This window comes from Paenibacillus sp. A14 (assembly GCF_036864815.1).
In the GTDB taxonomy this organism is placed as follows: Bacteria; Bacillota; Bacilli; order Paenibacillales; family Paenibacillaceae; genus Fontibacillus; species Fontibacillus sanfengchensis.
Window position 1 is genome coordinate 252,220 of record NZ_JBAGJD010000004.1, and the last position, 14,342, is coordinate 266,561.

Consider the following 14,342-nt stretch of genomic DNA (forward strand, 5'->3'; position numbering starts at 1 on the left):
GGGTGGTAAAAAGGCGATGTATTTTGAGGCACTCCATGTATCCTACTCCTACGACAAGCAAAAATTACTTTTTAGTGGGGTTGATATGAGCATGGAAACAGGGAAAATGTATGCCATAATTGGCCCATCCGGTTCAGGTAAAACAACCTTGCTCTCAATCCTGGGGGGACTGGATTCTCCGATGCAAGGTAAAGTTCTGTTTAATGGTGAGGATATAGCGCAAAAAGGACTGGAGTACCATCGGAGGCATCACGTAGCGTTGGTTTTTCAAAACTATAATCTTATCGATTATATGAATCCCGTGGAAAATATCAAGATGATCACACACAAGAATCCACTGGAGATTTTGAAAAGATTGGGCCTTACGGACGAGGAGGCAAAACGAAATATTCTACAACTTTCCGGAGGCCAGCAGCAACGGGTAGCGATTGCCCGTGCCTTGGCATCGGATGCTCCCGTGTTGCTCGCGGATGAGCCGACCGGAAACCTGGATGAAGATAACGCGGCGGAGATCACGGAAATTCTGAGAGAAAGCGCACATGAATTTCAAAAATGTGTTGTCGTCGTCACCCACTCCAATGAAGTCGCGAAAAAAGCGGACTACATATACCGAATTAAGCGCGGCAAAGTGCAAGGTATGGAAGCGCAGCATGCTAATTGACGCGGTTTTCGGATGATTGGGGGAATGGGTGAGATGTATGGTAAAAAGTTTAACAAGGGCTTGGTGGTCATCGTTATTATGAGTTGTTTACTTGTTGCAGGCTGTACAAGGGGGGCCGGTCATCATTCCGAGGAAATAAAAGTGACTCTGAAAGTGCTCTATCCCAACGAGGAGGCCTTTTTTCGGCAATACGGCGATCTATTTAGGATGAGTCACGCGAATATCGACTTTGAAGTGATCCGTACCCCAAACCTGAACAGCAATGGGCGGGATAGAACTTATGAGGAAGCTTTAGACGAGCTTGTAAAAACCGAACAACCGGATATCCTGATACTAGATACAGCTACTTTTAAAAACTATATATCTGAAGGCAAACTTTTGGAATTGGACTCGCTCATTCAAAAAGATCATTATCCTTTAGAGGGAATCTATCCGGGGCTCATTGACCTGTTAAAGGAGTTGGGGGGGAATAAGTTATACGGCCTTGCTCCGACCTTTTATGGGACCGCCCTCTTTTATAATAAAGGATTATTCAGCAAATACGGGATTGAACAACCGCATGATGGAATGACATGGCAGGAAGTCTTGGATTTGGCGCGCCGGTTTCCAACCGATGGAGATGAGGGGTCCCGGGTATACGGCTTTGGAAATGACTATCCGATAACGGTAATGAACTATCCGATGTCTGTAGGAAATTTGGTCGATCTCATTGCCAATACGGAAGGCTTGATGAGTGTAAATCCGAATATCTTGAAGCTGACAGTTGACACGGATTCCTGGAAAAAGGTATACCGGTTGGCTATAGAAGCTGAAAAATCGGGAGTCATTTATAATCCGAAGGATGCCGGATTTACGGGAGGATCGATCGAAGAGTACTACCGCAGCCAGGCGTTTCTGATGGGACGGGTTGCTATGATTATAGGCGATCCTTATACATCACAAAATGCAAAACTAGCTCGGGACATCCTGAAAGATGACAAGCCGATCAATATGGGGATCGTCTCCGGGCCGGTGAATTCTTCGGATCCTGAAACAACCCTGACTGCAAGTGTGGACGAGATATTTGCGATTCATGGGAATTCAACGAACAAAGACGCTGCCTGGGAGTTCCTTAAATTCGTGAACGGTGAAGATTACGCCCGAGTGAAATCAAAATCAATGAATGGGACTTTGCTGTCAAGAATGGGGTTTAATGAAGAGTACGGAGGTCAAAGTCTCGATGTCTTTTATGCTCTAAAACCAAAGATAAACCCAGATCATATGAATTCGGATAAAATTCCCGATGCGTTTTATGTACAGCTCCAGTCTATTGTGAGCGGAGAGCTCTCCCAGGTGCAAGAGGGTAAAAAGTCACTTGATGAAGCGGCTAAAATGATTCAGGACGAAGGACAGGTCGCCTTGGATCAGGTATTAAAGGATCAGCAAGCGGATAGAGGAACTTCGAATTAAGGACAGAGGAAACGGGGACTTTGCCAGGTGAGCTATCTTGCGGTCAATTAGTGCCCATCAACCCGTCTGTAACTAAACTGCAAACGAAAAGGCGCCGCCTTCGTCAGGGAAATGACGGAGGCGGCGTTTTTTTGGGGTGCGTTATTTTTGCGAATCTGTGCAGCTTCCTCTCGTTGCCCATCCCCCGTTATATCCCGCATCGGGCTTTACGAGACGCTGGGCGCGGCGGGCTGTCTTTTTGCGGGATTTCGGGTCCCCGGCGTATGGACCATATACATCAGGAGGGCCAGCGTAAGCGACAAGGAGGAGGGCGGATACACCAGGTAAACTTCCTTCCATTCCGGGGCGAATTTGTTTTTGTAATCGTACAACCCTTTAAAGTTGTACCAACGGTTCCCGAATTTGTAGATCCAACGGGCGATCAACAGTTCATTCACGTTCGCCAGGGGGGCCATTCCCAGACCGCAAGAGTCATAGTGATGCTCTTTAGCCCATTTGAACAGGGAGGCGAAGAGGACATCCATAGTCCCGTGAGGACATGCCTTGGAGTATCGCATCAAGTCGACGGTGAGCTGCCTGCAAACCGGAACCTCCTCCGAGGCCGACAGCAGCGGCGGATCGCCGACGATCGAAGCGAAGGCCTCGTATTCTCCGTCCGGTCCAACCAATAAAGCTACGGGAAACCGGCTGATGTATTCACGGTCAAAAAAACCGACGGAAAAGCCTTTTTCCTTCCGCCCGCCCAGCCATTCCTCCGAAATGGTATGAAGTCGAGCCAAAAAGGATTCGGAATACGGAGGGAAGTGCACCGCAAAGGAGAACCCCGCCCGTTCAAACTTATTCAGGCGGTTGCGCAATTTTAACCAGGCCTTACCGTTTAAATGGAATTCCGGCAAATTCACATGGGCCTCTTCACCGATTTTGAGATGTCTGAATCCATAGCCCCGGAACATGTCCAGGTTCGAAGCCCCCGTTTGGTAGAAGGCGGGGATATGCTTCCTTCTCCGGCAATCAGCGATAAATTCTCTGATGATTCGCTCCATCGCTTCCGGTGGGCCCAAAGGGTCGCCAAGGACGATTCTCCGGTTTCCGACCGTGCGATAGGCGATCAATGCCTCCATTCCGGAGTCCCAAAACCATTCTTTATCGCCAAGATAATATAAGTGTGCGTGTGAATTGTAACCCCATCTTGCAAGAATTCGATGGAGGCGCTGTTCTTCCAGGTTCATCTCAATCAAAGGAAACATCTCCTAAGCTGTCTGATCTATGCTGTATAGATGTAGAAAATTGTCGAATAAGTTTATTATCGGTAGAAATTCAACCCGGCTTAATAGATTTCCGGAAAATTACCTTGAGTACTATAGCGGAAAAAGATATAAACACATAAAATCAAAATAAGATCGCATAGCGTTTTACAATATATGGATATAAAATCGTGTTGTAATAGCGCGAATTTGTAGAATAACCTGATCGATTGATATCGTTGGCATTAAGGAGGTCTCGCCATGCAAATATCAAGACAGGAAATACTCAAGCGGCTAAATGCTCAAATCAAAGTCAACGGACATATTATAGGTGTCGCTGCCGGCAGCGGCATGACGACCAAATACAGCGTCTTGGGCGGGGCGGATCTTATTCTGGCCCTTAGTGCCGGACGCTTTCGGCAGATGGGACGGGCGTCTCTGGGATGTTATCTTTGTTATTCCAACAGCAATGAAGTTGTAATGGATTTTGCCTCGCGCGAGTTGATGCCGCTCCTGCAGGATACTCCGATTTTATTCGGACTGAACGCTACGGACCCTGGTATTTCGCTCCCGGAATACATTAGGCATATTAAAAAATCCGGCTTTGACGGGATCAACAACTGGCCCACGATCGGACTGATCGACGGGAAGTTTCGCGAGGCACTGGAGGAAGAGGGGATCTCCTATCGTCAGGAAATCGAGGCGATCCGCCTTGCCCATGAGCAGGGGCTGTTTACCTTGGCCTTTGTCTTTGATGCCTGGCAGGCGGAGCAGATGCTGAAGGCCGGAGCGGATATCATCTGCGCCCATCTGGGGCTGACGACCGGCGGCGTTTTGGGCGCGAAGAAAGTGCAGTCGTTGGACAGAGGGCGGGGGGATGCCCAGCGGATTTTCGATACCTGCGATCGGATTCGTCCGGAGGCGATAAAGATGGTCTACGGCGGCCCGATCAAATCCTCCATCGATGCCCGCTACTTTTACGACAACTCCGCTTGCCAGGGCTTTTTAGGCGGCTCTTCCTTCGAACGGATTCCGGCGGAAAAGGCCATTTTGAACACAACCAAATCCTTTAAAATTTCCCAAAGCGACGAGGAAGAAAATAGCCTTATCAAAGTGTTGAACGGACAGGCTCAGGACTACGACTATGTGGAGTTTATTAAAGAGCATATCATCCATCACTATAATGAACCGATTCTCCTTAGCGAGCTGGCCTTGGCGGCCCATGTCACGCCTTCCTATCTGAGCGCCAAGTTCAAACGAATTGTCGGTTGCAGCTTTACGGAATATTTGATCCGTTTCCGAATGAACAAGGCGGGGGACTTCCTGAGGGAGACCGACATGCCCGTGGGAAAGGTGGCGGAGCTGGTTGGTTATGGCGATTATTTTCAATTCACCAAAATGTTCAAGAAATATAAAGGCATGACGCCCACAGGCTATCGAAAAACCCACTCCCCGAAAGAATACGGCCAGCGGGGCGAAATCTAATATAAGCACAAAAACGGCGTACTTCAAACAATATCAAAATTTCCGCCAAGTCGTACAATTAGGTTATCAGTTCTGAAAGCCGTTACATGATCAACGGCGGACAGAAACAGATCATTCCAGGAGGTGTTTCTAATCAATGAAAACCGTAGCCATCGTGGGGACCTTCGACAGCAAGGGGAAGGAATTCCTTTACTTGAAGGAGCTGTTTGCGGAAATCGGCCTTAACACCTTGACCCTGCATACGGGAACCTTTGAACCCGCCTTTGTTCCCGATGTTTCCAACGAAGAAATTGCTGCCGAGGCAGGTGAAAATCTTCGGGAACTGGTAGCCCGGAAAGACCGGGCTCGCGCCACGGCAGCTATGGCAGAGGGAACCGAAAAAACCGTGCTCCGCCTTTATCAGGAAGGCAAGTTCCAAGGCATCATCTCTTTGGGCGGCTCAGGCGGCACCTCGATTATCACGCCGGCGATGCGGGCTCTGCCCATCGGCGTACCGAAAATTGTGGTATCTACCATGGCTTCCGGGAATACCGAACAGTATATAGGCACCAGCGACGTGATTTTGATGCCTTCGATTGTGGATGTGGCCGGACTCAACTCCATTTCCACCAAGATTTTCAGCAACGCGGTTTTTGCCATGGCGGGCATGCTCGAGCATGAAGCTACAAGAATAGAGAAAAAGCCTTTGGTTGCCGCCACCATGTTTGGGGTGACGACCCCCTGCATAGAAACAGCCAAATCCTATTTGGAGGAGCAGGGCTATGAAGTGCTGGTCTTTCATGCTACCGGTACCGGTGGCCGCACGATGGAGGACCTGGTGCGCAGCGGTTATTTCCAAGGTGTGCTGGATTTGACGACGACCGAATGGTGCGATGAGCTGTTTGGCGGCGTGCTGAATGCCGGGCCGAACCGCAGCGAAGCCGCCGGACTTTGCGGCGTGCCGCAGGTGGTTTCCGTGGGGGCTTGCGATATGGTTAACTTCGGCCCGATCGACACCGTGCCTGAGCGCTACAAGCACCGCAACTTGTACCGGCATAATCCGACGGTCACCCTGATGCGTACTACGGCCCAGGAAAACAAAGCCGTCGGCGAGAAATTGGCGGAGAAGCTGAATTTGGCCAAGGGTGAAAGCGTTTTAATGTTGCCGCTGAAGGGCGTCTCCATGATTGACGCCGAGGGCCAGCCTTTCCATGGCCCCGAGGAGAACCAAGCTTTGTTTGATGCTTTAAGAACCAACCTGAATCACAGCAGGGTGGAGCTTTGCGAATTGGATGAGCACATCAACGATGATTCCTTTGCGCTTGCCGCCGCTAAAAAACTCATTGCCATGATGGAGAGCAAAGCCTAATCATTCACAGACAAAAGGAGAAATAAAACATGAATACGATGACCCGAAACGAAATCCTGGCCAAATTCAAAGCGGAAGTTGAAGGCGGAAAGATCCTACTGGGCGTAGGCGCCGGCACCGGCATTACCGCCAAGAGCAGCGAAGCGGGCGGCGCGGATATGCTGATTATTTACAACTCCGGCCGTTACCGGATGGCCGGCAGAGGTTCTTTGGCCGGGCTTCTCGCTTACGGCGATGCCAATGCAATCGTGGTCGAAATGGCTTCCGAGGTGCTGCCTGTTGTGAAGGACATTCCGGTGCTGGCCGGCGTTTGCGGTACCGACCCGTTCCGCGTCATGGATATTTACTTAAAGCAATTGAAGGATATGGGCTTTAACGGCGTGCAAAACTTCCCGACGGTGGGACTCATCGACGGCGTGTTCCGGCAGAACCTGGAAGAAACCGGCATGGGGTATAACCTGGAAGTGGAAATGATCCGCAAGGCGCATCAGTTGGACCTGCTGACCTGCCCTTATGTCTTTGACCCGGATCAGGCCAAGGCGATGGCGGAAGCCGGTGCGGATATTTTGGTGGCTCATATGGGGCTTACCACGAAAGGTACGATCGGCGCGAAGACAGCGCTCACCCTGGATGATTGCGTCGTGAAAATCAAGGATATCATTGCCGCGGGGCGTGCCGTTCGTCCGGAGATCATGGTCATTTGCCACGGCGGCCCGATCGCCGAGCCGGCGGATGCCGCTTATATCATGCAAAATATACCCGATATCGACGGCTTCTTCGGAGCTTCCAGCATCGAGCGTTTTGCGGCGGAGAAGGGCATCCGGGAGCAGTCGGCCGCGTTCAAGGCCATTTCGAAATAAGGAAAAGGCGGAGAAGCCCGGATTTTATTATACCCACTCATGATATATGATGGATAATAGCGGGATAAGGAGCGGTAATATGGACTTCGGTACAATAGATCAACTTAAAAGCGAATTGGATGCCCTCCGGCCTTTGCCGGCAGCAGCCGTCAAAAATCTGGAAGAAGTCTATCGTGTCGAATGGACCTACCACTCGAATGCGATCGAAGGAAACTCGCTGACCCTTCTGGAAACGAAACTTGTTCTCGAAGATGGTTTGACTATTGGGGGCAAAAAACTGCGTGAGCATTTTGAAGTCGTCCACCATTCCGAAGCTATTGATTATGTTCAAGATATCGTAGACCGCAAGATCGAATTAACCGAGTTCGTGATCAAGTCGCTTCATCATCTTGTTCTGAAAAATATCGACGACGAACTTTCCGAGAAAATGGAGCAATTGGTCCGGTGGTATTACGAGCAAAAAGATAAGCTTCATCCCGTCCAACTGGCAGCGGAATTCCACTTCCGCTTCGTCTATATTCATCACTTCAACGATGGGAACGGGCGAACGGCAAGGCTCCTCATGAACTTAATCCTTATGAAATACGGATATCCTCCGGCCATACTAAAGTCTGAGACCAGGGATCGGTTAAGGTATTACGAGACGCTGGAAGCTGCAAGCGTTCAAAGTGGGCTGGAGCCGTTTGTACAATTGATCGCCGGATGCGTAGAGGAAAGCTTGCGAAGATATATCGGTACGGTAAAGTAAATTAAGACGACGATAATAGAAGACGGCCGGGGATCAGGGCCGTCTTCTTTGCAATTCATTTCTCCATTAGCTGCCAAGCTGCGTTTTTACCTGCTGAATTTCCTGGTTATCGGCCATCATGGCCGGCTGGTAATAACCTTTCGACTGGGCCAGCCTAAACAGTTCGTACTGCGAGGCTTCGCAGTTATTTCTGATCTGCTGGATGGTCGATCTGAGCTGGGGGTTGGCGCATTCCGAGATCGCGCTGGCATAGGTAGTCAGGCTGTTTTTGACCATGGACAGCGCATCATTGACCATTTCTTTTTCCTGCATCATGTCGACTTGATTCCTCCCTAGTTCAAGAATGACAAAAGCTGTTGCTTGGTGTTTAACGCGTCCTGGGCCGATTTTTCGAAATAAGCTTTCACCTGCGGATCGGTACTCTGCTGAGCGTAAGCCAGCATCTTTTGGTTTGCCGTTTCATGCGCGCCGATCAGATGGCGCAGGCTTTGCAACTCCTGCTGATTGATTTGGGCCATCTCTTCATACTCCTTTCAGGGGATTCATGGGTTATTGTCTGCTTTTTGCATGGAAATATGCGGGAACCCATTCTACCGGTACTTATGGTAAAATAGGGGAAAATACCGGCGCATTGATCAGGAGTGCCGATGGGTTGGTCAGGAGGGGGAGTGAATATATGACGCAGGAGCCAGTCGTGCGTATCAAGAACGTCACCAAAAAAATCGGATCCAAGGTGTTGATCGACCGCTTGACCCTGGACATCCCGCCGGGCCAGGTATTCGGCTTTCTGGGACCGAACGGGGCCGGCAAAACGACGACCATCCGGATGATGGTCGGTCTGATGTCGATTACAAAGGGAGATATTCTGATCCAGGGAGCCAGCGTCAAAAATGATTTCGAGCGGGCGATCTCGGCGGTCGGGGCGATTGTGGAGAATCCGGAAATGTACAAGTTCCTCACCGGGTATCAGAACCTGCTGCACTATGCGCGGATGTCTCCCGGGATTACCCGGGATCGGATTATGGAAGCGGTGGAGCGCGTGGGGATGCAGCACCGGATTCACGATAAAGTGAAAACCTATTCGCTCGGCATGAGGCAGCGGCTGGGAGTGGCTCAGGCGATTTTGCACCGGCCGAAGCTGCTTATTTTGGACGAGCCGACGAACGGCCTGGATCCCCAAGGCATTCGCGAGTTGCGGGATTACCTACGGATTTTGGCGAAAGAGGAGGGGACGACGGTTTTCGTCTCCAGCCATCTTTTATCCGAAATGGAGTTGATGTGCGATACCGTGGCGGTCATTCAGCATGGGCGGCTGATCGATGTCAAAACGCTCGACAGGGAAAACAGCGCCGCGGACCGCCCCCAAGAAACCGCATTCGAAGTGGACGCACCCGAAAGAGCGCTGCATCTCGTAAAGGAAGGTCGGCTTGAAGGCAAGCACTTGATAGTCACCGCCGATCGCTCCGCAACCGCCGAAATCAATACAAAGCTCGTTTTGGCCGGGATTTCCGTATACGGCATTCGGATTTTGACCCGTTCGCTCGAGGATCAATTTTTGGAAATGACGGGGGGCGGAGAAATTGATTGATTTTTTACGGCTCATCCAAAATGAAAATATGAAAATCTACCGTCGGTTGCGGACCTGGGTGATGGCGGCCATTCTGGTCGTTCTAACGATCCTGTTCGGTACGCTGTACTATTTAGGCAGCTCGACAAGCCCGGTCGGAGTCTGGGATGCGGTGGATCAATTGTCTTTTCTCTACTATTTGGTCACGATTTATTCGGTGGTTGTCGCATCCGACATCGTTGCGGGAGAGTTTACCTGGGGGACGGTCAAGCTGCTTCTCATCCGGCCTTGGACCCGCACGAAAATTCTGCTATCCAAGCTGCTGGCGGTGCTGTTGTTTACGGTGCTGACGACGGTGGTGTTTTTCCTGGCCTGCCTGGCGGTTTCGTTCCTTCTGTTTTCTGATATACCGTCCGGTGTATTCCCGGCAGGGGTGGAAGCCTTTTGGATGATTGTGGAGAATTTGTTTTATCGGTATATCGACCTTCTGGTGATTACGACCTTTTCTTTTATGATCTCTACCGTTTTCCGGTCCGGGGGAATCGCCATCGGTCTGTCGATGTTCATTTTGTTTGCGGGCGGGCTCTTTACAATGCTGTTTCACCCGGCCCGTTATCCTTGGGCGAAGTATATGCTGTTCGTGAATATGGACTTAAGCAAGTATCGGGGAGGCGAGCTGGGGCCTGCGGGAATGACGCTTGGCTTTTCGGCCGCCGTGCTTAGCGGCTATGTGATCGCGTTCCTGGTCATCGCCTGGCTCGTATTCAAAAAGAGGGACGTCGCCGCATAACCCCGAGCATTCAGCAACAAAAAAGTTCCCGATTGCATCATATGCAGCCGGGAACTTATTTTTTTCGAGTCACCGCGATTACCCCGCTTCAGGCTGAGCCGCTTTTTTCGAGGACTTCTCTTTGACGGGAAGCACGGAAGGAGACGTCCTTTCCATTTGAGCCGATCCGTTCAGGAGCCCTCCTTCGATGATGACCAGTTTGGCCACATGGACGGTTCCTTCGACTTGCCCGCTGCCGGTAATGGTAAGCCGGCCTTGGCTGGTAATATCGCCGATGACTTTACCGGCCACGATGATGTCGCTCCCTTTGATATTGGACAACGCTTCGCCGGTTTCCCCAATCACGACCTGCCCGCCGCACTCGATGTCACCGTAAAATTTCCCTTCAATCCGTATGTTCGTTTGGCATTCCAGCTTGCCTTCCGCCGAACTTCCCTTCCCTATCAGCGTATCTGTACCGTCTGCGGCGGCACTGTTCTTTTTGAGCATCGTTTTTTGCCTCCTTCATGAAAAATATAATGAAAAATTACTTGAGATAAGGCAACGGGTCGACAGGTTCCCCCTGCTTGACGATCTCGAAGTGGAGATGGGGGCCGGTACTCCGGCCGGTACTGCCCAAGCCGCCGATTTCCTGTCCTTTTTTGACGCTGTCCCCCTCGGAAACGCCGATCTGGCTAAGGTGCAGATACCAGGTTTGCAGTCCTCCGGGATGCTCCACCACGATGTAATTGCCATGAGACCCGTCCCTGGCGGTCGTAATCACCTTCCCCGCACCCGCGGCGTAGACCGGGTCGCCGGTTTTTCCGGCAATGTCGATGCCGGCGTGAAAAGAGGCCCGTCCCGAAAAAGGGTCGCTCCGGTATCCGAAATTGGAAGTCAGGCGCTTGGACAACGTCGGCCATTCGGTGGGCGTGCCCGAAATCGAGCGCTGTGTCTGCCGGGCTTTTTTTAGCGTGTTGGGGATATTGCGCTCCATTTCGTCCAGGAGCGAGCTCATTTCCGCAAATTGTTCACGCGTCACGGCAGCCAACTGTTCAATTTCGTTCTCATGGACCGCAATAAATTCGCCTCCCACCCCGAGGGTTTCGGGTTCTTCGTAGGACAGAGAAGAGAGGTTCCGCAAACCTTCCTGTCCGCCATACTTCTTAATGAATCGCTGCAGCTCGGTTTCAAGCTCGGAAACGCGTTCCATCCGGTCCATCATTTCACGGGACTGCCCGGACAACGCGATCACTTCATTCTGCAGCCTTTCGATCGCTGCGTTTTTGTCGGTCACGATTGCTTCGAATCGCAGTTCTTGATCCCGCACCTGGTGTTCGAGTCGGGAAATCGTCTGTCCGGATTGAATCTGGAGGCTGATGATCAGCCCGGAAATGGACAATAAGGCAAAGAGTGGCACGGCGATGACCAGCGGTTTGGAAACCTGAAGCTGTTTTACGGGCTGGTTGGCATCCCTCAGGACGAGCAGGGTCATCCGCCGGGGGTGGGCGAGGCCTAAACTGGCGGTTTTCATGGCATCTCCCTTCCTCTCAAAATGAGCTTCTATAACTTATCTATTCCTATGACTCTTAAAACATGTCAAAAAATCCGGCTTTGTCTGATATATCGGAGGACGAGGCGGAGTGGACCTGAATAAACCGGAGGCAGAATGGTTAATGCTGATTGAAGGGAAGGGTGAAGACCATGGTGTGGCTGGTTACCGTTTTGCTCGCATTCATTTTTCAAATCGCTACGATACTTGTATTGGAGTTTCGGAAGCCCAGCAAGGCGGTCGCCTGGATGTTCATTCTGTTCGTCGTTCCGCTGATCGGCTTTATTCTCTACTATTTTGTGGCACAGGATTATAAAAAACGCAGGAAGCTGCGGAGCCAGGGAACCCGGCTGTTTCAGGAGATGAAAGCCAAGCTGTGGCAGCAGTCGGTCATTGTGGAAGCCTCCGGGCAAATGAACAATAAAGGCTTCGAAGGTCAGGAGCGCCTTTTCGGTCTGCTGACCCATCTCTCGGAAAGCCCGATTACGGGATGCAACGAGACCAGGGTGCTGAGCAGCGGGGAAGAGGCCTTTGAGGCCATGCTCGAAGAGATGAGCAAAGCCAAACATCACATACATATCGAATTTTATATTTTTCGGGATGACGGCTTAGGCGGAAGATTTAAGGAAGTCATGATCTGGAAAGTCCGGGAGGGCTTGAAGGTGCGCCTCATCTGTGACGGGTTGGGCAGCTATCATTTGCCGCGTTCTTTCGTGCGGGAACTGCGGGAGGCCGGGGTAGAGGTTTATTTTTTTCTGCCTCCGCTGATCGCCACGCTGGACCGCCGGATCAATTACCGCAATCATCGCAAAATCATTGTCGTGGACGGGACAGTGGGATTTGTGGGCGGGCTGAACGTCGGTGACGATTATCTCGGCCTTTACGATAAAGTAGGGTATTGGCGGGATACCCATTTGCAGATTAAGGGGGATGCTGTCTATTTTTTGCAAAACACGTTTCTTGGCGACTGGAAGCTGGCCGCAGGTCAGGGGATTCATGACCCCGATCTGTTCCCTGAGCATCATTGTCTCGGCAAAGAACAGGTGCAGATTCTGGCCAGCGGTCCGGATCAACACTGGAACGCCATCCAGGAAATGTGTTTCGGGTCGATCGCCGTGGCCAAACGGAGGATTTGGATCGCCACCCCGTATTTCATCCCGGACGCCAGCGTCTATGCGGGCCTCAAAACCGCGGCGGTGAGCGGCATCGATGTTAAGATTATCATCCCTTACAACTCCGACAGCCGCCTCGTGAAACTGGCCTCGCTGTCCTATGTGGAGGAACTGCTGCAGGCGGGAGTCGAGTTTTACGAATACACCAAAGGCTTCATGCACGCCAAAGTGCTGATCGTCGACGACTTACTGGCCTCCGTGGGAACCGCGAATATGGATATGCGCAGCTTTTTTTACAATTTCGAGATGACGGCCCTGCTGTTCGACGAAAAAACCATCGCCCGCCTGTCCCGGGACTTCCAGCAGGACATGGTCGACTCCCGCCGCATCAACCCGCGGGAATTCGCCCGCCGCTCCCGCAGGCAGCGCATGGCCGAGCTGGTCGCGCGGCTGCTCTCGCCGCTGCTGTAGGGGCGAGCGGGGGAGGGAGAGAGCCAATGAAAATTCTAACGGTCGCCAAAGCCGTTATTTTCCTGAAATAGAGTGGCTTTAAATTCTAACGGTCGTGAGAGTTCTTATTCGAGCCATTTGGGTCGACTTATCTTCGAATTCCGCAAATTAGCGGCGCTCACGACCGTTAGAAATCTGTTTAGGTGAATTTTGGCAAAATAGCGGCTGTGGCGACCGTTATAATGGCGCCGTTATCATCCCGTTCCACTCTCGGTCCATTTAAGCGAGTTTATATGAACGATAACGCTGATTTCCGCTCGCGACTATGAGGTGCTTCTTCGCCAATAGACAATGCAGTATAACTCTTGTCCGTCTTTCCGACAGTTGCAGATGCTTCGCAAGTTCCGGGGGCGTAAACGGCCGCAGCAAACGGCGGGCATAGCGCAGCGTTTCGGCTTCGGCCCAGTTCAAATCGGGCGGAACCGCACCGGACAGGAACTTTCCGACAAAAGCGAGGACCAACTGCTTACAGACGGCGGGGTCCTCTTTGATGGAGAGGTAGGCAATCGGGAGAAAGTACCAATCGTCCAGGACCAGCAAGGCCTGCTTCATGCATAGATCCTTAAACCGGCCGGCCTCGATATCTCTGGCGTGGGAGCGGAAACCATGCAGCTCGATGCAGCCTTTGGCACCGCCCGGGCCCGGCATGTAGGCAAGGTCAAGGTAACGGCAGCCGTTATTCAAATCGCGTACCTCGTACTCGGCATATAAGTGATCCAGGTTTCCGATCGTCGGAAACCAGATCGCGCGCAGAAATTCCACGGTCCCGTGTCCCAACCCGTTCGCCAAAAGCTCCCGCCGCCTCGCATTCGTCTCTTCGCTCAACTGCCGCTGCAGCCAACCCGCATAGACCTCTTCAAATACGCTCATTTGTTTGCCTCCCGCTTTTTCCGAAATTATTAAAAAGAAAAGCCGCCCCAATACGCGGCTCCTAAAAGGGCCTGCGCATCAAGGCGGCATGTGCTTCACACCGACAAAAACATGTATTGGTCGTTATTTCCACAACATCAATGTACCGCAATCACAGGGCCATTTCA

The 14,342-nt window shown here is 51.5% G+C and carries 15 protein-coding genes; 9 read left to right on the top strand and 6 right to left on the bottom strand.

The window, feature by feature from the left end:
* Positions 1–16: 16 nt before the first annotated feature.
* Together V4U88_RS12565 and V4U88_RS12570 are read left to right on the top strand one after the other, a co-directional pair.
* A complete protein-coding gene (locus tag V4U88_RS12565) occupies positions 17–661 on the top strand; it encodes an ABC transporter ATP-binding protein (protein ID WP_334073609.1) in 645 nt (214 codons plus the stop codon).
* Between the two features lie 33 nt (positions 662–694).
* A complete protein-coding gene (locus tag V4U88_RS12570) occupies positions 695–2,110 on the top strand; it encodes an ABC transporter substrate-binding protein (protein WP_334073610.1) in 1,416 nt (471 codons plus the stop codon).
* Between the two features lie 206 nt (positions 2,111–2,316).
* Here V4U88_RS12570 and V4U88_RS12575 read toward each other — a convergent pair whose 3' ends face one another.
* Positions 2,317–3,339 (bottom strand): phosphatidylglycerol lysyltransferase domain-containing protein, encoded by a 1,023-nt coding sequence (locus V4U88_RS12575; protein ID WP_334073963.1) that lies wholly within the window; start codon positions 3,337–3,339, stop codon positions 2,317–2,319.
* A gap of 276 nt (positions 3,340–3,615) precedes the next feature.
* Here V4U88_RS12575 and V4U88_RS12580 point away from each other — a divergent pair, with 276 nt between their 5' ends.
* The 4 genes from V4U88_RS12580 to V4U88_RS12595 all read left to right on the top strand — a co-directional run bounded on the left by V4U88_RS12580 (position 3,616) and on the right by V4U88_RS12595 (position 7,795).
* Positions 3,616–4,839 (top strand): phosphoenolpyruvate hydrolase family protein, encoded by a 1,224-nt coding sequence (locus V4U88_RS12580; protein ID WP_334073611.1) that lies wholly within the window; start codon positions 3,616–3,618, stop codon positions 4,837–4,839.
* 136 nt (positions 4,840–4,975) lie between these two features.
* On the top strand, positions 4,976–6,187 hold the full coding sequence (locus V4U88_RS12585; RefSeq protein WP_334073612.1) for a Tm-1-like ATP-binding domain-containing protein: 1,212 nt from the start codon (positions 4,976–4,978) through the stop codon (positions 6,185–6,187).
* A 29-nt stretch (positions 6,188–6,216) separates the two neighbouring features.
* Positions 6,217–7,047 carry a phosphoenolpyruvate hydrolase family protein gene (locus V4U88_RS12590; RefSeq protein WP_334073613.1) on the top strand — a complete coding sequence of 277 codons (831 nt, stop codon included), beginning with the start codon at positions 6,217–6,219 and terminating at the stop codon, positions 7,045–7,047.
* Between the two features lie 79 nt (positions 7,048–7,126).
* Entirely contained in the window at positions 7,127–7,795 is a 669-nt protein-coding gene (locus V4U88_RS12595) for a Fic family protein (RefSeq protein WP_334073614.1), read from the top strand.
* A gap of 66 nt (positions 7,796–7,861) precedes the next feature.
* Here V4U88_RS12595 and V4U88_RS12600 read toward each other — a convergent pair whose 3' ends face one another.
* On the bottom strand, positions 7,862–8,110 hold the full coding sequence (locus tag V4U88_RS12600; protein WP_334073615.1) for a spore coat protein: 249 nt from the start codon (positions 8,108–8,110) through the stop codon (positions 7,862–7,864).
* Between the two features lie 17 nt (positions 8,111–8,127).
* Positions 8,128–8,313 (bottom strand): hypothetical protein, encoded by a 186-nt coding sequence (locus V4U88_RS12605; RefSeq protein WP_334073616.1) that lies wholly within the window; start codon positions 8,311–8,313, stop codon positions 8,128–8,130.
* 158 nt (positions 8,314–8,471) lie between these two features.
* Between V4U88_RS12605 and V4U88_RS12610 the strand changes: the two genes are divergently transcribed.
* Together V4U88_RS12610 and V4U88_RS12615 are read left to right on the top strand one after the other, a co-directional pair.
* On the top strand, positions 8,472–9,383 hold the full coding sequence (locus tag V4U88_RS12610; protein WP_334073617.1) for an ABC transporter ATP-binding protein: 912 nt from the start codon (positions 8,472–8,474) through the stop codon (positions 9,381–9,383).
* A complete protein-coding gene (locus V4U88_RS12615) occupies positions 9,376–10,152 on the top strand; it encodes an ABC transporter permease (protein WP_334073618.1) in 777 nt (258 codons plus the stop codon). The genes V4U88_RS12610 and V4U88_RS12615 overlap by 8 nt, the downstream gene beginning before the upstream one ends.
* A gap of 78 nt (positions 10,153–10,230) precedes the next feature.
* Here the strand turns inward: V4U88_RS12615 and V4U88_RS12620 are convergent, their stop codons facing one another.
* A complete protein-coding gene (locus V4U88_RS12620) occupies positions 10,231–10,641 on the bottom strand; it encodes a bactofilin family protein (RefSeq protein ID WP_334073619.1) in 411 nt (136 codons plus the stop codon).
* 37 nt (positions 10,642–10,678) lie between these two features.
* Positions 10,679–11,665, bottom strand: a complete 987-nt coding sequence (locus V4U88_RS12625) for a M23 family metallopeptidase (RefSeq protein ID WP_334073620.1) — start codon at positions 11,663–11,665, stop codon at positions 10,679–10,681.
* A gap of 170 nt (positions 11,666–11,835) precedes the next feature.
* Here V4U88_RS12625 and cls point away from each other — a divergent pair, with 170 nt between their 5' ends.
* Entirely contained in the window at positions 11,836–13,266 is a 1,431-nt protein-coding gene (cls, locus tag V4U88_RS12630) for a cardiolipin synthase (protein WP_334073964.1), read from the top strand.
* Between the two features lie 258 nt (positions 13,267–13,524).
* Here cls and V4U88_RS12635 read toward each other — a convergent pair whose 3' ends face one another.
* Complete coding sequence (locus V4U88_RS12635) at positions 13,525–14,175, bottom strand: transcriptional regulator (RefSeq protein ID WP_334073621.1); 651 nt, start codon at positions 14,173–14,175, stop codon at positions 13,525–13,527.
* Positions 14,176–14,342 lie beyond the last annotated feature (167 nt).